15 protein-coding genes are annotated in these 17,738 nt (G+C 72.2%); 4 read left to right on the forward strand and 11 right to left on the reverse strand.

Going from position 1 to position 17,738, the window contains the following annotated elements; genetic code table 11:
* Window positions 1–9: 9 nt before the first annotated feature.
* The 4 genes from ACTRO_RS30210 to ACTRO_RS30225 are packed head-to-tail and all read right to left on the reverse strand — an operon-like array spanning window position 10 to window position 4,080.
* On the reverse strand, window positions 10–1,140 hold the full coding sequence (locus ACTRO_RS30210; protein ID WP_051451616.1) for an adenosine deaminase: 1,131 nt from the start codon (window positions 1,138–1,140) through the stop codon (window positions 10–12).
* A 39-nt stretch (window positions 1,141–1,179) separates the two neighbouring features.
* Window positions 1,180–1,794 carry a GerMN domain-containing protein gene (locus ACTRO_RS44150; RefSeq protein WP_169739966.1) on the reverse strand — a complete coding sequence of 205 codons (615 nt, stop codon included), beginning with the start codon at window positions 1,792–1,794 and terminating at the stop codon, window positions 1,180–1,182.
* Entirely contained in the window at window positions 1,791–3,356 is a 1,566-nt protein-coding gene (locus ACTRO_RS30220; protein WP_051451618.1) for a sensor histidine kinase, read from the reverse strand. Before ACTRO_RS30220 ends, ACTRO_RS44150 begins: the two co-directional genes overlap by 4 nt.
* Before the next feature lie 37 nt (window positions 3,357–3,393).
* Window positions 3,394–4,080: a response regulator transcription factor gene (locus tag ACTRO_RS30225; RefSeq protein WP_034268524.1), complete on the reverse strand. Its 687-nt coding sequence runs from the start codon at window positions 4,078–4,080 to the stop codon at window positions 3,394–3,396.
* A gap of 248 nt (window positions 4,081–4,328) precedes the next feature.
* On the opposite strand from ACTRO_RS30225, the gene ACTRO_RS30230 reads away from it, so the two are divergent.
* Together ACTRO_RS30230 and ACTRO_RS30235 are read left to right on the forward strand one after the other, a co-directional pair.
* Window positions 4,329–4,961 (forward strand): SigE family RNA polymerase sigma factor, encoded by a 633-nt coding sequence (locus ACTRO_RS30230; RefSeq protein WP_051451619.1) that lies wholly within the window; start codon window positions 4,329–4,331, stop codon window positions 4,959–4,961.
* 136 nt (window positions 4,962–5,097) lie between these two features.
* Entirely contained in the window at window positions 5,098–5,955 is an 858-nt protein-coding gene (locus tag ACTRO_RS30235; RefSeq protein ID WP_034268527.1) for a hypothetical protein, read from the forward strand.
* Window positions 5,956–6,065: 110 nt separating this feature from the next.
* On the opposite strand, the gene ACTRO_RS30240 is transcribed toward ACTRO_RS30235, so the two are convergent.
* From ACTRO_RS30240 to deoC, 3 genes are read right to left on the reverse strand one after another with little or no spacing between them, the layout of a single operon-like run.
* Window positions 6,066–7,040 carry an aldehyde dehydrogenase family protein gene (locus tag ACTRO_RS30240; protein WP_034268529.1) on the reverse strand — a complete coding sequence of 325 codons (975 nt, stop codon included), beginning with the start codon at window positions 7,038–7,040 and terminating at the stop codon, window positions 6,066–6,068.
* The gene (locus ACTRO_RS30245; RefSeq protein WP_034268532.1) at window positions 7,033–8,466 is read right to left on the reverse strand and encodes an aldehyde dehydrogenase family protein; all 1,434 of its coding nucleotides are present in this window, start codon (window positions 8,464–8,466) and stop codon (window positions 7,033–7,035) included. Before ACTRO_RS30245 ends, ACTRO_RS30240 begins: the two co-directional genes overlap by 8 nt.
* An 8-nt stretch (window positions 8,467–8,474) precedes the next feature.
* Window positions 8,475–9,371 carry a deoxyribose-phosphate aldolase gene (gene deoC, locus ACTRO_RS30250; protein ID WP_034277379.1) on the reverse strand — a complete coding sequence of 299 codons (897 nt, stop codon included), beginning with the start codon at window positions 9,369–9,371 and terminating at the stop codon, window positions 8,475–8,477.
* Between the two features lie 244 nt (window positions 9,372–9,615).
* Here deoC and ACTRO_RS44155 point away from each other — a divergent pair, with 244 nt between their 5' ends.
* Window positions 9,616–10,299: a PH domain-containing protein gene (locus ACTRO_RS44155; RefSeq protein WP_157436543.1), complete on the forward strand. Its 684-nt coding sequence runs from the start codon at window positions 9,616–9,618 to the stop codon at window positions 10,297–10,299.
* Between the two features lie 73 nt (window positions 10,300–10,372).
* Here ACTRO_RS44155 and ACTRO_RS30260 read toward each other — a convergent pair whose 3' ends face one another.
* From ACTRO_RS30260 to ACTRO_RS30270, 3 genes are read right to left on the reverse strand one after another with little or no spacing between them, the layout of a single operon-like run.
* Window positions 10,373–12,100 (reverse strand): phospho-sugar mutase, encoded by a 1,728-nt coding sequence (locus ACTRO_RS30260; protein WP_051451621.1) that lies wholly within the window; start codon window positions 12,098–12,100, stop codon window positions 10,373–10,375.
* A 13-nt stretch (window positions 12,101–12,113) separates the two neighbouring features.
* Window positions 12,114–12,929 carry a purine-nucleoside phosphorylase gene (locus ACTRO_RS30265; RefSeq protein WP_084316626.1) on the reverse strand — a complete coding sequence of 272 codons (816 nt, stop codon included), beginning with the start codon at window positions 12,927–12,929 and terminating at the stop codon, window positions 12,114–12,116.
* Window positions 12,922–14,205, reverse strand: coding sequence for an MFS transporter (locus tag ACTRO_RS30270; protein ID WP_051451622.1), 1,284 nt, complete (start codon window positions 14,203–14,205; stop codon window positions 12,922–12,924). Before ACTRO_RS30270 ends, ACTRO_RS30265 begins: the two co-directional genes overlap by 8 nt.
* A 131-nt stretch (window positions 14,206–14,336) precedes the next feature.
* Here ACTRO_RS30270 and ACTRO_RS30275 point away from each other — a divergent pair, with 131 nt between their 5' ends.
* Entirely contained in the window at window positions 14,337–15,737 is a 1,401-nt protein-coding gene (locus ACTRO_RS30275) for an NAD(P)H-quinone dehydrogenase (protein ID WP_084316627.1), read from the forward strand.
* A 51-nt stretch (window positions 15,738–15,788) separates the two neighbouring features.
* On the opposite strand, the gene ACTRO_RS30280 is transcribed toward ACTRO_RS30275, so the two are convergent.
* Window positions 15,789–17,555 (reverse strand): acetyl/propionyl/methylcrotonyl-CoA carboxylase subunit alpha, encoded by a 1,767-nt coding sequence (locus tag ACTRO_RS30280; protein ID WP_034268537.1) that lies wholly within the window; start codon window positions 17,553–17,555, stop codon window positions 15,789–15,791.
* Window positions 17,556–17,738: the final 183 nt, after the last annotated feature.

The raw sequence follows: 17,738 nt of genomic DNA on the forward strand, positions 1-17,738 counted from the left end.
CCCGCGGGCTCAGCCGCGCAGGTTCTGGTAGTCCTCGATGATCAGGTCGGTCAGCTCTTCCCGGCGGTCCTGCGGCAGGAACGCCGCCTCGATCCCGTTGAGCGCCATCAGCTCCAGGTCCGACAGGTCCCAGTCGAACGCCTCCACCAGCAGCCCCAGCTCGCGCGACATCGAGGTGCCGCTCATCAGCCGGTTGTCGCAGTTCACGGTGAGGGTGAAGCCGAGCTCGCTCAGCCGCTGGATCGGGTGCGCGGAGATCTTGTCGGCGATCCCGGTCTGCAGGTTCGAGGTCGGACACACCTCGAGGGTGATGTGGCAGTCGCGCACGTACGCGGCCAGCCGGCCGAACTCGGCCGTGCCGTCCTCCGGCGAGACCGTCACGTCCTCGATCAGCCGCACACCGTGGCCGAGCCGGGCCGCGCCCTGGCGCACCGCCGCCGCCACCGACTCGGGGCCGTCCGCCTCGCCCGCGTGGATGGTGAACCGGAAGAACTGCTCGCGCAGGTAGCGGAAGGCGTCCGCGTGCAGGTCGGGGCTGAAGCCCAGCTCCGGCCCGGCGATGTCGAACCCGGACACGCCGGAGTCCCGGTGGCGCACCGCGAGCTCGGCGATGCGCAGGCTGTGGCCCGGCTCGGTGTTCTGCCGCATCGCGGTCACCAGCGTGCCGCTCTGGATCGGGTGCCCGGCGTTGCGGGCCGCCTCCTCGCCGTCCCGGCAGCCGGCGTTGACCGCCTCGACCACCTCGTCCAGGCTCAGCCCGCCGCGCAGGTGCTGTTCCGGCGCGTAGCGCAGTTCGGCGTAGACCACGCCGTCGGCCGCGAGGTCCTGGACGGCCTCGGCCGCCACCCGGCGCAGCGCCTCAGCGCTCTGCATCACCGCCACGGTGTGGTCGAAGGTCTCGAGATAACGAACCAGGGAACCGGAATCGGCGGCGTCGCGGAACCAGGTGCCCAGTGCCGCCGGGTCGGTGGTCGGCAGCGAGCCCTCGTACCCCGCGGTCTGCGCCAGCTCGACGATCGTGGCCGGCCGCAGGCCGCCGTCGAGATGATCGTGCAGCGCCACCTTGGGCGCCCGGCGGATCTGATCCTCGGTCAGTGCCGGCGCGTCGCCGGACCCGAAGTGCGCGTTGTTCTCGGTCATCGGACCAGGGTACGCGAGTACGCACCGGTCCGGCCCCCACTACTGGGCGGGCGAGGCCTGCCCGAAGGTGCTCGTCGGCGAGGCGCTCTGGTCCGCGGCGTTGGGCAGGTACGGCGGCGCGCCCAGGTCGAGGAAGTCCTCCCAGCAGATGTTCCAGGTCAGCTTGGCGTTGCCGTAGACCGTGGCCACCGAGGGCGCGGGCAGGTTCGCCTGGATCGAGCACACTATCTGCGCCCGCTCCTGCCGGCCGAGCTCATCCGAGAACTGATACGCCCAGGCCTCTCCCTGCGCGGTCAGGTCCACTATCTTCAGGCCGTCCGGGATCGCGGAGCTGTAGCCCTTGGCCAGCTCCTGCTTGGTCGGGCCGCCGATCACCGCGTCCACCACGGTCTGCTGGTCCACCGGCGTGGACGCCAGCCGGGTGACCGAGGCCAGCCGGCCCTCGCGGTAGAAGTAGAGGGAGTAGGCGTACTCGCCCGCGCTCGGTCCGGCGCCGGGCAGGTTCCCGGCCGCCTGCGCGGCCGGCGGAGCGCCGACCACCTGCACCCCGGTCGACTCGATCCCGCAGCCGGCGGTGGCCAGCAGCGCGGCGGCGCCGGCGGCCGACGCGAGCCCGCGCCGTCGCGCGCGACCCGCGTGCAGCGATGCCCTCACCGGCTCCTCGCCTCCCATTGGCGCACCTCGTGACGTCCGGACGCCGAGAGCAGGCTCTCCGCGCGCTGATCGGGGATGTCCCCCGGCGCCGGGCGGTGTCGGGGAAGTCTGAAGGTGAAGACGGCTCCGCCCTCCGGGCGGTTCCGCGCGGCGAGCTCGCCGTCGTGCAGCCGGGCGTTCTCCCACGCGATGGCCAGGCCCAGGCCGCTGCCCTCGCTGCGGCCGCGGGCCTTGTCCGCCTTGTAGAAGCGCTCGAAGATGTGCGGCAGCGCGTTGGCCGGGATGCCCGGGCCCTGGTCGGACACCTCGATCAGCACCATGTCGGGGTACTCGTGCACGGTCAGGTCCACCGGCTCGCCGCCGTGCTTGAGCGCGTTGCCGCACAGGTTGGCCAGCACCACGTCGATCCGGCGCGCGTCCACCAGCACCGGCAGTACGGCCGGGGCGTGCACCCGCACCTTCTCGGTCCAGCCGCGGGCCTCGATCGTCGCCTCGATCAGCTCCGGCAGGTTCATCTCCTCCACCCGCATGCCCGCGGTGCCCGCGTCCATCCGGGAGATCTCCATCAGGTCCTCGACCAGCCGGGCCAGCCGCTTGGTCTCGTTGGCGATCAGGTGCGCCGCGGAGACCGTGGTCGGGTCGGCGTCCTCGACGTCCTCGAGCACCTCGGTCACCGCCGTCATCGCGGTCAGCGGGGTGCGCAGCTCGTGCGAGACGTCCGCGACGAAGCGGCGCGAGGCCGCGTCCATCGCGCGCAGCTCCTCCATCGACTGCGCCAGCGCCCGGGCGGTCTCGTTGAAGGTGCGCGAGACCTCGGCGAGCTCGTCGGTGCCGCTCACGTCGAGGCGCACCTCGAGGTCGCCGTGGCCGAGCCGGCGCGAGGCCATGCCGAGGCGGCGGATCGGCAGCAGGATGTTGCGGGAGGCGAAGAAGGCCACCACGGTGGCGCCTATCAGCGCCAGCAGGGTGGAGACCGCGCCGATCAGCACCAGGTTGTCCAGCACGTGCTGTTCCTGGCTCAGGTCGGTGAAGGTGAACACCTGCATGCCGGTCTTGTCCAGCGCCGCGCCGGTCAGCACGTACGGGACGCCGTCGATCGTGGTGCGCTCCTGCACCATGTGCGCGCTCGCGGCCGCGCGCAGGTCCGCCGGCACCTCGGTCAGGTTCGGGTTGCTCGCGACCGAACCGACCGCCGGGCTCAGCACCAGCACCGCGTAGCCGTTCTTGGCCATCAGGTTGGAGAGCGTGTGCAGGGCGGCGTTGACCTGGGCGTCGTTGCTCCCGCCGGAGGCCCCCGCGGCCTCCAGCTCGGCGCCGTACGCGGAGAAGTCCTCGTTGAGGTTGCTCACCGCGGTCTGCTGGGTGCGGTCGAGCATCGCGGTGCGGCTCAGGTAGTACGAGGCGCTGGTGATGATGACGGCGGTGATCACGGCCACCGCGGCGAAGCCCGCGAACAGCCGCGGCCGGATCCCGGTCAGCCGCAGGCCGCGCCGGTGCAGCCCGCGGCGCCACCAGCCCACGCCGTGGCGCGCGGAGCGCCCGGCGTCCGAACGCCGGCTCACCGCGCACACTCCGCTCGGCGCCGCACCGTGCCGGGGCTCACCGCGGCGGGTCCAAGCGGTATCCGATGCCGCGGACGGTGCGGATCAGCTGCGGGTCGCCGGGCACCAGCTCGACCTTGGCGCGCAGCCGCTGCACGCAGGCGTCCACCAGCCGGGAGTCGCCCAGGTAGTCGTGGTCCCACACCAGGCGCAGCAGCTGCTGCCGGGAGAGCGCCTGGCCGGGCCGGCGGGAGAGCTCGACCAGCAGCTTGAGCTCGGTCGGGGTGAGCGAGATGGGCACCCCGGCGCGCGAGACGATCATGGCGGAGCGGTCCACCGACAGGTCCCCGAACACGGCCACGTCCGCCTGGTCCGGCGAGGATCCGCCGTGGCGCCGCAGCACCGCGCGGATCCGCGCGTCGAGCACCCGCGGCTGCACCGGCTTGACCACGTAGTCGTCAGCGCCCGACTCCAGCCCCACCACGACGTCTATGTCGTCGCTGCGCGCGGTCAGCAGGATGATCGGGACCTGGTCCGTGCGCCGGATCCGGCGGCACACCTCGAAGCCGTCGAGACCGGGCAGCATCACGTCGAGCACGACCAGCTCGGGACGCTGGGTCTGCCACAGCTCCAGACCCTCCTCACCGGTGGCGGCGGTCGTCACGCGGTGACCCTGGCGGGTCAGCGCGAGCTCGATCGCCATCCGGATGGAGGGATCGTCTTCGACGAGCAGGAGACTAGGCACCTACCCATTTTTACCGATGAAACGCCTGTCTGCGGTAGCCGTACGCGTGGTCCGAGATCTGAATCGCATCAGCTTCGACGCAGCGTGACCGCCCGGACGCTACGGGTGAGATTGCGGCGGCCGAAGATCACCTGGCGTGTCCGGGCTCGCACCCGAGGTGACCGGCTCGCGTCGCGCGCCCGGCCCTGTGGCAAAGCTGTGACGCGAAACAGACTGGGCGATGAAGAGCGGGGACCAGGGTAGTAGCCATGAGCTTCCCAACTCTGACCCTTCCTGTCCCCGCCGAGAATGCAGACGCGCCCCCCGGCGCGCGCGGTTCCCGGACGATCGATAACGCTTCGGCCACGATTCCCGGAGATTTCGCCGCGTACGTCGCCGAACGCCGTTCCGCCCTGCTGCGCACCGCCCACCAGGTGGCCGGCGACCGCACCGAGGCCGAGGACCTGCTGCAAGAAGGCCTGCTCAAGACCTACCAGGCCTGGCACCGGATCGAGGACAAGGCCGTCGTGGGATCCTACCTGCGCCGGACCATGACCAACCACCAGATCTCCCAGTGGCGCAAGCGCCGGGTGGAGGAGTACCCCACCGACGAGCTGCCCGAGCGCCCCTACGACGGCGAGTCGATGACCCAGGTGGAGATGCGGGTGGCGGTCGCTCGCGCCCTCGGCCGGCTCTCCGCCCGCGACCGCGAGGCGCTCTCCCTGCGCTACTACGGCTCGTACACGGACACCGAGATCGCCGAGCGTATGGGCGTGTCCGTCGGCACGGTGAAGTCCGCGCTGTGGCGGGCGCTGCGCAAGCTGCGCGACGACCCCTCGCTGCGGCCGCTGGCCGGGTACGTCACCTCCGACGCGCAGTGGCTCGAGCCCGCCGCGGCCTGAGCGGCGTTTAAGAACCCGGAGACGGGTGACCCGGTGCGACCGGGCGACTGCGCTGACGCGGGTTTAAAGACCACCGCCGATTCTGCAATCCTTGGCAGGTCAGAAGAAAACCGAACTGCAGGGAAACCACGTTCTCATGACAGAAGCGATCAAGAGGCTGCGTGAACCCGCGGCCCTGGGGGCCGCGCTCTTCGCGGCGCTGTCCGAACTCGCCGCGGTGATCGTGCTGCTGTTCACCGGCAACGGCAGCTTCTCCGACATCGCGGCCGGCCAGGCCTCGGCCCTGTTGAGCTTCGAAGTGGCCCTGGCCCTGGCGATCGCGGTGTACCTGGCCAACCACGCCGGCGCTCCGCTCGGCAAGGCCCGGCTGGTCACCCTGATCTCGCTGATCACCGCCGCGGCCGGCGGCCTGTTCGGCCTGGTCGCGTTCTTCGCCGGGCTGGGCGCCACGGGCAGCGGCACGGACAAGTTCGCCTACTTCCTGCGCGGGGTGGCCGGCCTGATCGTGCTGGGCCTCGCGGCCTGGTACACCTGGCTCACCTGGCAGTCCGCGCACGCCCCGGCCCCGGCGCAGGTCGGCGGCTTCCGCGGGCCGCAGGGCGGCGGCGGCCAGGGCGGCCCGCAGCAGCCGCAGCCGGGCGGTCCGGCCCCGGCCGGGTTCAACTGGAGCCCCGGCCAGGCCAACGACCAGACCGCGTACCTGCCGCCGCAGAACCCGGCCGGCCCGCCGACCCTGCAGGCGCAGCAGTCCGCGACCGGCTCGTACTCGGTCCCGGGCGGTCAGGGCGGCCAGGGTGCTCCGGGCGGCGACCAGCGCACCCAGATGATCCCGCCGGTGCCGCCGACCATGCAGGAGTACGCGCCGTCCCCGCAGCCGTGGCAGCCGGCCGGCCAGAACCCGCCGCAGCCCCCGCCGACCCGGCCGATGCCGCCGGAGGGGCAGGGCGACCCGAACCAGCAGCAGCCTCCGTTCGGCGTGGGCAACTGGCAGTAGGCCTCGCACGCGACGACACCGCGGGCCCGGCACCTCGGATCACTCCGAGGTGCCGGGCCCGCGGTGTCTCCGACGGCGCCTCAGCGTTTCCGACGGCGGCTGAACGCGTCTCAGCCGCCGACCGGGTGCCAGACCGTCTTGGTCTCCAGGAACGCGGTCAGCCGCAGCGTGCCCGGGTGCGCGGACCAGTCGGCCGGCGCGGCGGACGGGCGCAGCACCCGCTTGAGGTTCTCCGCGGCCGCCTGCTCGAGCTCGACGGCGAAGCCCGGGTCGGTGATCCCGGCCAGGTCCAGCCCGTCCACGTCGAGGTGGTCGGCCAGCGGCTTGCCGAGCTCGGCCGGGCGCCCGGTCAGGATGTTGACCACGCCGCCGGGCAGGTCGGAGGTGGCCAGCACCTCGGCCAGGCTGATCGCGGGCAGCGCGGCAGAGTCCGGCGCCACCAGCACCGCGGTGTTGCCGGTCGCGATCGCCGGCGCGAGCACCGAGACCACGCCGAGCAGCGACGGGCGCTCCGGCGCGAACAGCGCCACCACCCCGGTCGGCTCGGGCGAGGAGACGTTCCAGAACGGGCCGGAGACCGGGTTGGCGGCCGAGCGGATCTGCCCGATCTTGTCGGTCCACCCGGCGTACCAGACCCAGCGGTCGATCGCCGCGTCGACCTGCGCCGCCGCGGCGGCCTCGGTCCCGCCCTCGACCGCGCGCACCTCGGCGACGAACTGCTCGCGGCGCCCCTCGAGCATCTCGGCCGCCCGGTAGAGGATCTGGCCGCGCAGATAAGCGGTGGCGCCGGACCAGCCGGAGACCGCGCCGCGCGCCTTGACCACCGCGTCCCGGGCGTCCTTGCGCGAGGCGAGCGCGGCGTTCGCCAGGAACGCGCCGTCAGCCGAGCTCACCTGGTAGCTCCGTCCGCTCTCCGAGCGGGGGAAGGCCCCGCCGATGAACAGTTTGTAGGTCTTGCGCACGGCGAGCCGGGAGGCCGGAGCCTCGGCCGGGGGCTTCGGCGCCGCCGCGGCAGGTGCCGTTGCCTTACCGCTCTTCGGCGCAGTCTTCGCCGTCTTCTCGGTCTTCTCGGTCTTCTCAGACATCGAGGTAGGCCTCCAGTCCCTGCAGACCGCCTTCGCGGCCGTAGCCCGACTCCTTGTATCCGCCGAACGGGGAGGCCGGATCGAACTTGTTGAACGTGTTCGCCCACACCACGCCGGCCCGCAGCCGCTTGGCCATGGACAGGATCCGCGAGCCCTTCTCCGTCCACACGCCCGCGGACAGCCCGTACGGGGTGTTGTTCGCCTTGGCGACCGCCTCGTCCGGAGTGCGGAAGGTGAGCACCGAGAGCACCGGCCCGAAGATCTCCTCGCGGGCGATCCGGTGGGTGGCCGAGACGTTGGTGAACACGGTCGGGGCGAACCAGAAGCCCTGCGCGGGCAGCTCGCAGGCCGGGGACCAGCGCTCGGCGCCCTCGGCCTCGCCCGCCGCGGTCAGCTCGGTGATCCGGGCCAGCTGCTCGGCCGAGTTGATCGCGCCGATGTCCGTGTTCTTGTCCAGCGGGTCGCCGAGGCGCAGCGTGGCCATCCGCCGGCGGAGCGCGTCGAGCAGCTCGTCCTGGATCGACTCCTGCACCAGCAGCCGGGATCCGGCGCAGCAGACCTGGCCCTGGTTGAAGAAGATCGAGTCGATGACCCCCTCCACGGCCTGGTCGATCGGCGCGTCGTCGAACACGATGTTCGCGGCCTTGCCGCCGAGCTCCAGGGTCAGCTTCTTGTCGGTGCCGGCCACGGTGCGGGCGATCGCGCGGCCCACCGCGGTGGACCCGGTGAACGCCACCTTGTCCACGCCCGGGTGCGCCACCAGCGCCGCGCCGGTCTCGCCGGCGCCGGTCACGATGTTGACCACGCCGGCCGGCAGATCGGCCTCGCGGCAGATCTCGGCGAACAGCAGCGCGGTCAGCGGCGTGGTCTCGGCCGGCTTGAGCACGACCGTGTTGCCGCAGGCCAGCGCGGGGGCGATCTTCCAGGCCAGCATCAGCAGCGGGAAGTTCCACGGGATGACCTGCGCGGCCACCCCGAGCGGCCGCGGCGCCGGGCCGTGGCCGGCGTACTCGAGCTTGTCCGCCCAGCCCGCGTAGTGGAAGAAGTGCGCCGCCACCAGCGGCACGTCCACGTCCCGGGTCTCCCGGATCGGCTTGCCGTTGTCGATCGACTCGAGCACGGCGAGCTCGCGGGCGCGCTCCTGGATGATCCGGGCGATCCGGAACAGGTACTTGCCGCGCTCGGCGCCCGGCATCCGGGACCAGGTGCGCTCGTACGCGGTGCGGGCCGCGGCCACGGCGCGGTCCACGTCCGCCGCGGAGGCCAGCCCGATCTCGGCCAGCACCTCCTCGGTGGCCGGGTTCACGCTCTTGAAGACCCCGCCGGTGGCCGGGACGAATTCGCCGCCGATGAACAGGTCGTAGCTCGGCTTGACATCGACGACCGCGCGCGACTCGGGCGCGGGTGCGTAATCGAAGATCCCCATGTTGTGTCTCAGTCCACCGTCACGTAGTTCGGGCCGGAGTAGCGCCCGGAGGAGAGCTTCTGACGCTGCAGCAGCAGGTCGTTGAGCAGCGAGGAGGCGCCGAAGCGGAACCAGTCCGGGTCCAGCCAGCCCTCGCCCAGGGTCTCGTTGACCGTCACCAGGTACTTGAGCGCGTCCTTGCTGGTGCGGATGCCGCCGGCGGGCTTCATCCCGACCTTGCGCCCGGTCGCGCCGGTGTAGTCGCGCACGGCCTCGAGCATCAGCAGCGTCACCGGCAGCGTCGCGGCCGGGTTCACCTTGCCGGTGGAGGTCTTGATGAAGTCGGCCCCGGCCAGCATGGCCAGCCAGGAGGCCCGGCGCACGTTGTCGTAGGTCGCCAGCTCGCCGGTCTCCAGGATCACCTTCAGGTGGGCGGGCCCGCAGGCCGCCTTCACCGCGGCGATCTCGTCGAAGACCTCGGCGAAGTGCCCGGACAGGAAGGCGCCGCGGTCGATCACCATGTCGATCTCGTCGGCTCCGGCGGCGACCGCGAAGGCGGTGTCGGCCAGCTTCACCTCGAGGCTCGCCCGCCCGGACGGGAAGGCGGTGGCCACCGAGGCCACACGGATGCCGGTTCCCGCCAGCTGCTCCTTGGCCACGGCGACCATGTCCGGGTACACGCATACCGCGGCGGTGGAGGGGCAGGCGGGGTCGGCCGGATCGGGGCGGCGGGCCTTCGCGCACAGCGACCGGACCTTGCCGGCCGTGTCCGCGCCCTCCAGCGTGGTCAGGTCGATCATCCGGATCGCCAGGTCGATGCCCGCGGCTTTCGCCGTGGTCTTGATCGACCGGGTGCCGAGCCGGGCGGCGCGGGCCTCGAGGCCCACCTTGTCCACCCCGGGCAGGCCGAGCAGGAAGCGGCGCAGGGTCGCCGGGGTCGCCGCCGCCCCGCTGGGGTCGGCGACCGGCGAGCGGCCGTGCCGGTCGGCCCCGCTCGGATCGGGTTCTGCGTGCGGCTGCGTCGCCGCCTGGATGGTGCTCACGCCTCCCACAGTAAACGTTCTCCGAGCGTGCCGTGCACCCCCCTGGGGGCCGAGGACGCGGCCGTTGCCGAACCGTCGCCGAGGGCCGCATGGACCCGCGGTGCCCGGGTGGGGCAGAATCCAGATCATGACATCCCCTGCCACTTCGCCGGGATCGGCCGAGAAACCCACGGTCTACCGCGGTGTGGGCGCGCTGATCGGCGGCGCGCTCGTGACCCTGTTCTGCCTCGGCGGGGCGATCGACCTGCTCGTCGAGGAGGGCGGCGCGGACCTGGTCGGCGCGGCCGTGCTGGTCCTGGTGGCCGTGCTGGCCTTCGCCTTCGGCGTCTACCCGGCCGCCTTCGCGCGCGAGGACGGGCTGGTGGTGCGCAACCCGCTGCGCACGATCACGGTGCCGTGGCCCGCGGTGACCAAGCTGGTCGCGCGGCTCTCCTTCGAGGTGCACACCGAGCAGTCCCGCTACACCGTGTGGGCCGTGCCGGTCTCGCTGCGCGATCGGCGCAAGGCCGAGCGGGCCCGGCTGCGCGAGCGCGTGCGCAACGAGCGCGAGCTGTCCAGGGGCCGGCGCAACGCGAGCTACGGCGTGGACCAGGGTCCGCCCCGCCGCGGCGGCGGGTTCGAGGATGTCGAGAAGCTCTCGTTCGCCGACCAGGCGGTGACCGAGATGAACGAGCGCATCGAGCGCCACCGCGAGCTGGAGAAGAACCGGCCCGGCGCGCAGCCGGCCGCCGCCGCCCGCCCGAGCCTGGTCACGCTCGTGCCGCTGGCCGCCGCGGTCGTCTTCCTCATCGTCGCGGCGATCGTGCGCTGAGAACCCTGCCGAGACGAACGCGCGGCGGGCCCGGACGATGCGTCCGGGCCCGCCGCGCGTTCGGGCACTGCCGTCAGGCTTCCAGCAGCGGCTGCAGCGACTCCTTGATCGCCGCCAGCCGCTCGGCCGAGTCGGCCTCCAGGTAGCACTTGAGCTTCGGCTCGGTCCCGGACGGCCGGATGATCACCCGCGCGCCGCCCTCAAGGCTCAAGCGCAGCCCGTCCGTCGGCGGCAGCCCGCCCGCACCCTGCGACAGGTCCTCGAACCGGCTCACCGCCAGGCCGCCGAGCTCCTTCGGCGGGTCCTGACGCAGCGCGGCCATCATCCGCGCAATCACGTCCAGGTCCTGCACCCGCAGCGAGAGCTGGTCGGTGCGGTGCGGGCCGTACTTCGCGTCCAGGTCGGCCAGCGCCTCGAGCAGCGTGCGGCCGGACTGCTTGAGCTTCGAGGCGTACTCGGCGACCATCAGCGCCGCGGTGATCCCGTCCTTGTCCCGCACGCCGCCCGGGTCGACGCAGTAGCCGAGCGCCTCCTCGTACCCGAAGGCCAGGCCGGGCACCTTGGCCAGCCACTTGAAGCCGGTGAGCGTCTCCTGATATCCGAGCCCGTGCGCGGCCGCGATCTTCCCGAGCAGGCTGGAGGAGACGATGCTGGTGGCGAAGATCCGCTCCTCGGGCTCGACCTTCGCCTCGGCCTCGTCCTCGTCCGCCTCGGCCGCGTACTGCTCGGCCAGGTACTCGCCGAGCAGCCCGCCCACCTCGTCGCCGCGCAGCATCCGCCAGCCGCCGCCGGGCAGCGGCACCGCCACGGCGCAGCGGTCGGCGTCCGGGTCGTTCGCCACCACCAGGTCGGCGTCCTCGGCCGCGGCGAGCTCCAGCGCCAGGTCGATCGCGCCGGGCTCCTCCGGGTTGGGGAACGCCACGGTGTGGAAGGTCGGATCAGGCTCCTGCTGCTCCGCCACCGGGACCGGGCGCGGGAATCCGGCCCGCTCGAAGGCGTCGAGCAGCACCTGCCCGCCGACGCCGTGCATCGCGGTGGAGACGACCTTGAGCGCGGACCGGCGTGCGAGCGCCGCGTCCTCGTCCATGTCAGAGGTCTGCACCGTGCCCACGGCGCGGTTCAGGTAGGCCTCGAGCAGCGTCTCGTCGAGGGTCTCCCAGTCCCGGCCCTCGCCGTCCCCGTTGCCGCGCGGCAGCGAGTTGATCGGTCCCACCGCGGCGATCGCGTCGGCGATCTCGCTGTCCGCGGGCGGGGTGATCTGCGACCCGTCGCCCAGGTAGACCTTGTAGCCGTTGTCCCGCGGCGGGTTGTGGCTCGCCGTGACCATGACGCCGGCGCACGCGCCGAGGTGGCGGATCGCGAAGGCCAGCACCGGCGTCGGCAGCGGACGCGGCAGCATCTGCGCGCGGATGCCCGCGCCGGTCATGATCTCGGCGGTGTCCCGGGCGAACACGTCCGAGTTCTTCCGCGCGTCGTAGCCCACCACGACCGGCTCGTCGATGTGCCCGTTCGCCTTCAGGTACGCGGCCAGCCCGGCCGCGGCGCGGGTGACCACGACCCGGTTCATCCGGTTGGGTCCCGCGCCGAGCTCGCCGCGCAGCCCGGCCGTGCCGAACTCGAGCGTCCCGTCGAAGCGGTCGGCCAGCTCCGCGTACGCGGACGGGTTGGTGGCCGAGCTCAGCAGCCCCTCCAGCAGCCCGCGCAGCTCGGCCCGGGTCTCCTCGTCAGGGTCCTGATCCATCCAGGCCTCGATCTCGCCCAGCAGCTCGGAGATCTCGGAGGTCTCGCCTGTCTCACTCATGCCTTACATCTCCTCAGATCCGGCCGAGGACGTCGCGCAGCAGCACGCCCATCCGGCTCGCCGCGGCGTTCCCGGCGTCGATGACTTCCTGCGCGCTCAGCGGATGGCCGGTCATGCCGGCGGCGGCGTTGGTCACCAACGAGATGCCGAGCACCTCCATACCCGCTTCGCGCGCCGCGATCGCCTCGAGCACGGTGCTCATGCCGACCAGGTCGGCGCCGAGCGTCCGCAGCATCTTGATCTCGGCCGGCGTCTCGTAGTGCGGCCCGGTCAGCTGCGCGTACACGCCCTCGACGAGCGAGGGGTCGACCTCGCGGCACAGCGCGCGCAGGCGGCGGGAGTAGAGATCGGTCAGGTCCACGAAGTTGGCGCCGGTGATCGGCGAGCGCGCGGTGAGGTTCAGGTGGTCGCTGATGAGCACCGGCTGCCCGACGACGTAGTCGGCGTTGATGCCGCCGCAGCCGTTGGTGAGCACGACGGTGCGGCATCCGGCCGCCGCGACCGTGCGCACGCCGTGCACCACCTTGGCCACGCCGTGCCCCTCGTAGAAGTGCGTGCGACCCAGGAACACGGCCGCGAGCTTGCCGGACTCGGCCAGCCGCACGCCCCTGATCTTGCCGGCGTGGCCCAGCGCGGCGGCCGCGGTGAAGCCGGGCAGCTGCGTCACGCTGAACTCGGCCTCGGTCTCCCCGAGCGCGTCGGCCGCGGGCACCCAGCCCGAGCCCATCACCAGGGCCAGATCGGGCACACCGCCGAGCAGGTCCACGAGCCTCTTCGCGGCCCGGGCGGCCGCCTCACGCGGGTGTTCGGAAATCGTTTCCTCAGTCACGCGCTAGAGCATACGTCGCTACCTTCTCCGGCTCGACGGTGCTCCAGTCCGGCGCGTCGCCGAGGCGCATCGTCCACACGTCCTTGAGCGCGAGCGTCGCCAGCACCGCCACCGTGGTGACGATGAACGCGATCAGCTCGGTGTGCGGGGCGCCGAGATGCGCCGAGAGCGGCCCGGCGGCCAGCGCGCCGACCGGCATCGCGAGGGTGGAGCCGAGCCCGTCGTACGCCGAGACCCGGGCCAGCCGGTCCGGCCGGACGAACCGGGCCAGCGAGACGTTCCAGCTCACCACCAGGAACTCGTTGCACACCCCGGCGAACGCCCAGACCGCGAGCAGCGCCCACATCGGCCACAGCTCCCCGATCGCCAGACAGGACAGGCCGAAGGCCGCCGGCAGCCCCGCCACCGCGAGCATCGGCCGCTTCGGCATGCGCCGCAGCGCCGCCGCGCCGCCGACGATCAGCCCCACCGAGAACGCCGCGTTGAGCCAGCCCCACGCGGCCGGCCCGCCCAGATGCTGCCGGGCTATCGCCGGTCCGAGCACGTACAGCCCGCCGTACCAGCAGGCGTTGATCACCAGGTATTCGAGCACTGTCGCCCACACCCAGCGCAGCGAGCGGAACTCGTGCCAGCCCTCCCGCAGCTCGTGCCACACGCCCGGCGCGTCCTGGGGGCGGATGTTGGCCTGCGCCTGCAGCGAGGTCAGCAGCGGCACCGTGCCGAGCATGGCCAATCCGCACACGGACAGTGCCCAGCCCGGCCCGACCGCCGCCACCGTCACTCCGGCCACGGCCGCGCCGCCCATCGACGCGCCGTTCATCACCAGCCGGGACAGCGCGTTGGCCGACTGCAGCTCGTCCGACGGCACGATCTTCGGCAGCAGCGCCGTCGAGGCCGGCCAGAACAGCGAGATGCCGGTGCCGGTGCAGACCTCGAGCACCATCATCAGCGGCAGGTTCGCCGCGTGCAGCAGCACCAGCAGGCCGAAGACGCCCTCGCCGAGAGCCACCAGCACGTTCGCGGCGATGATCACCGACTGCGGCCGGAACCGGTCCGCGGCCACCCCGCCGAAGAGCATGAAGACCAGCGAAGGGGCGAGCTGGGCGGCCAGCACATAGGAGAGGTCCGCGGTCGAGCCGGTCACGTCCAGCACCGCGAACGAAGCGCCCACCAGCGAGAAGGCGAAGCCGAGCGGAGCCAGCAGGCGGTCGCCGAGCAGTATCCGGAAGTCCCGGTGCCGCAGCACGCCGAAATCCTCGCGCAGGGACCTGGACATCGCTTACCTCATCGCTCTCTCGGTGCAGGCGGACGCGGCCGGCCGAGGAGCGGCCGTGCCGGGAACCTCGGAGGCTAGCGCCGCTCCGCCGGGCCGGGCCAGCGGATTTCCGAGGACCGCCGCATGGGACAATAGAGCACGTGACTCGAATCGTGATCATCGGCGGCGGACCCGGCGGCTATGAGGCGGCGCTGGTGGCCGCCCGACTCGGCGCCCAGGTGACGGTGGTGGACCGGGACGGCGTCGGCGGCGCCGCGGTGCTCACCGACTGCGTTCCGTCCAAGACGCTGATCGCGACCGCCGACGTGATGACCACCATCCAGGACGCCCCCGCGCTCGGCGTCGACGGCGGCACCGTCACCACGGTGGACCTGGCCCGGGTCAACGAGCGGGTGCTCGCGCTGGCCGCCAAGCAGTCCGAGGACATCACCGAGGACCTGGTCAAGGCCGGGGTGGAGATCGTGCGCGGCTTCGCCAAGCTGGCCGCGGACGGCGGCGGCACCGTCGCGGTCGAGGTGGCCGCCCCGGACGGCGAGGACCTCCTGCTCGAGGCCGACGCGGTGCTGCTGGCCACCGGCGCCCGCCCGCGCGAGATGGCCTCGGCCCAGCCCGACGGCGAGCGCATCCTGACCTGGACTCAGCTCTACCGGCTCGAGGAGCTTCCGGCCGAGCTGATCGTGGTGGGCTCGGGCGTCACCGGCGCCGAGTTCGCCGGCGCCTACCAGGCCCTCGGCTCCCAGGTCACCCTGGTCTCCTCGCGCGACCGGGTGCTGCCCGGCGAGGACGAGGACGCCGCGCGGGTGCTCGAAGAGGTCTTCCAGCGCCGCGGCATGCGCGTGCTCGGCCGCTCCCGCGCCGCCTCGGCCGTGCGCGAGGGCGACCGCGTCGTGGTCACCCTCGAGGACGGGCGCACCGTCACCGGCACGCACGTGCTGATGGCCGTCGGCTCGCTGCCGAACACCGAGGGCCTCGGCCTGGCCGAAGCCGGGGTGCAGACCACGCCGTCCGGCCACATCGTGGTCGACCGCGTCTCGCGCACCACCGCCTCGAACGTCTACGCCGCCGGAGACTGCACCGGCCTGCTCGCGCTCGCCTCGGTCGCGGCGATGCAGGGCCGGATCGCGGTCTACCACGCGCTCGGCGAGGCGGTCTGGCCGATCAACCTCAAGCGGGTGTCCGCGAACATCTTCACCTCGCCGGAGATCGCCACCGTCGGGCGCACCACCTTCAACGCGGAGAGCGGGGACCCGCGCTTCGACGTGGTGAAGCTGCCGCTGGCCACGAACCCGCGGGCCAAGATGCTCGGTTTCATGGACGGCTTCGTCAAGCTCTACGCCCGCCCCGGCTCCGGCACCGTGCTCGGCGGTGTGATAGTCGCTCCGCGTGCCAGCGAGCTGATCCACTCCGTCTCGATGGCGGTGGACCTGCACCTGACGGTGGACCAGGTCGCCTCGGTGTTCACGGTCTACCCGTCGCTGTCCGGCTCCATCGCCGAGGCCGCGCGCCGGCTGCACAGCGACCACGAGGACTGAGGGCCGTCCCCGATGGGAACGGCCCCCGCTCGCGCAGCTCGCTGAGTTTCCTCAGTCTTTGATCTCGCAGAGTGTGGCGCCTGCGGTGACGGTGGCGCCGACTTCGGCGGTCAGGCCGACGATGGTGCCTGTTTTGTGGGCGTTGAGGGGTTGTTCCATCTTCATGGCCTCGAGGACGACGATCAGTTCGCCGGCTTCGACTTGTCGGCCTTCTTCGACGGCGACTTTCACGATGGTGCCCTGCATGGGGGAGGTCAGGGCGTCGCCGGTGGCGGCGGTTTTCTTCGCGCCGGTGCCGGCGCGTTTGGCGGCTTTCTTCGCGCCGGTGGCGGTCGGGGTGCCGGCGTTTAGGCCGAGGCCTGCGGGCAGGACGACCTCGATGCGTTTGCCGCCGACCTCCACGGTGACCGTCTCGCGTCCGGTCTCCTCAGCGGGCTCGCCCAGGGGGCCTGGGTAGGGGGGGATGGTGTTGTCGAACTCGGTTTCGATCCAGCGGGTGTGGACGGTGAAGGGCTGGGCGGGGTCGGTGGGGGCGAAGGCGGGGTCGTGCACGACGGCGCGGTGGAAGGTGAGGGCGGTGGCCATGCCCTCGAGTTCGAATTCGGCCAGGGCGCGGCGGGAGCGTTCGAGTGCTTCGGTGCGGGTGCGGCCGGTGATGATGAGTTTGGCGAGCAGGGAGTCGAAGTTCTGGCCGATCTGTGCGCCTTGTTCGATGCCGGAGTCCAGGCGGACGCCGGGTCCGGTGGGGGGCCGGTAGGTGGTGACGGTGCCGGGGGCGGGTAGGAAGCCGCGGCCGGGGTCTTCGCCGTTGATGCGGAATTCGATGGCGTGTCCGCGCAGGACGGGGTCGTGGTAGCCGAGGGGTTCGCCGTCGGCGATGCGGAACATCTCGCGCACCAGGTCGATGCCGGCGACTTCTTCGCTGACGGGGTGTTCGACCTGTAGGCGGGTGTTGACTTCGAGGAAGGAGATGGTCCCGTCCTGGCCGACGAGGAATTCGCAGGTGCCGGCGCCGACGTAGCCGGCTTCTTGGAGGATGGCTTTGGAGGCGCGGTAGAGCTCGTCGGTCTGGGCTTGGCTGAGGTAGGGGGCGGGGGCTTCTTCGACGAGTTTCTGGTGGCGGCGTTGCAGGGAGCAGTCGCGGGTGGAGATGACGACGACGTTGCCGTGGGTATCGGCGAGGCATTGGGTCTCGACGTGGCGGGGGCGGTCGAGGTAGCGCTCGACGAAGCATTCGCCGCGGCCGAACGCGGCGACGGCTTCGCGTACGGCGGAGTCGAACAGTTCGGGGATCTCCTCGAGGGTGCGGGCGACTTTCAGGCCGCGTCCGCCGCCGCCGAACGCGGCTTTGATCGCGACGGGTAGTCCGTGCTGCTGGGCGAACGCGGTGACCTCGTGGCTGTCGGCGACCGGGTCGGGGGTGCCGGCGACCAGGGGGGCGCCGGCGCGTTGGGCGATGTGGCGGGCCGCGACCTTGTCGCCGAGGGCGCGGATCGCGGCGGGGGGCGGGCCGATCCAGGTCAGGCCGGCGTCGAGGACGGCTTGGGCGAACTCGGCGTTCTCGGACAAGAACCCGTAGCCGGGGTGCACGGCGTCGGCGCCCGCGCGTGCGGCGACGTCCAGGAGCTTGTCCACGGCGAGGTAGGTCTCGCCCGAGGTCGCCCCGCCGAGCGCGTAGGCCTCGTCCGCGACCCGTACGTGCAGCGCGTCGCGGTCCGGGTCCGCGTACACCGCGACGCTGCCGATACCGGCGTCCTTACAGGCCCGAGCGACCCGCACGGCGATCTCGCCCCGGTTCGCGATCAGCACCTTATGCACGTGTGGCTCCCTTGTCACTACTACTCGAAGTCTCCTTGAGTGTAGGCAAGGTCGAGGCCGGTCCGCGCGGGGGACCTCGTCTGACCGTGCGACCCGGTTTTGTACGCACCGGACAAGAGCGGGGCGCAGGAGGCGTCGGAGCGCTATGGTGCGAAGAGAAGGGGTGCCGGTCAGGCGGCACCC

Source organism: Actinospica robiniae DSM 44927 (genome assembly GCF_000504285.1).
Taxonomy (GTDB): Bacteria; Actinomycetota; Actinomycetes; order Streptomycetales; family Catenulisporaceae; genus Actinospica; species Actinospica robiniae.

Coding starts and splice junctions, on each gene's coding strand:
- ACTRO_RS30235 (WP_034268527.1), top strand. CDS start 5,098: ATGACAGAAGCGATCAAGAGGCTGCGTGAACCCGCGGCCCTGGGGGCC.
- ACTRO_RS44155 (WP_157436543.1), top strand. CDS start 9,616: ATGACATCCCCTGCCACTTCGCCGGGATCGGCCGAGAAACCCACGGTC.
- ACTRO_RS30240 (WP_034268529.1), bottom strand. CDS start 7,040: ATGTCTGAGAAGACCGAGAAGACCGAGAAGACGGCGAAGACTGCGCCG.
- ACTRO_RS30245 (WP_034268532.1), bottom strand. CDS start 8,466: ATGGGGATCTTCGATTACGCACCCGCGCCCGAGTCGCGCGCGGTCGTC.
- ACTRO_RS30260 (WP_051451621.1), bottom strand. CDS start 12,100: ATGAGTGAGACAGGCGAGACCTCCGAGATCTCCGAGCTGCTGGGCGAG.
- ACTRO_RS30230 (WP_051451619.1), top strand. CDS start 4,329: ATGAGCTTCCCAACTCTGACCCTTCCTGTCCCCGCCGAGAATGCAGAC.
- ACTRO_RS30210 (WP_051451616.1), bottom strand. CDS start 1,140: ATGACCGAGAACAACGCGCACTTCGGGTCCGGCGACGCGCCGGCACTG.
- ACTRO_RS30270 (WP_051451622.1), bottom strand. CDS start 14,205: ATGTCCAGGTCCCTGCGCGAGGATTTCGGCGTGCTGCGGCACCGGGAC.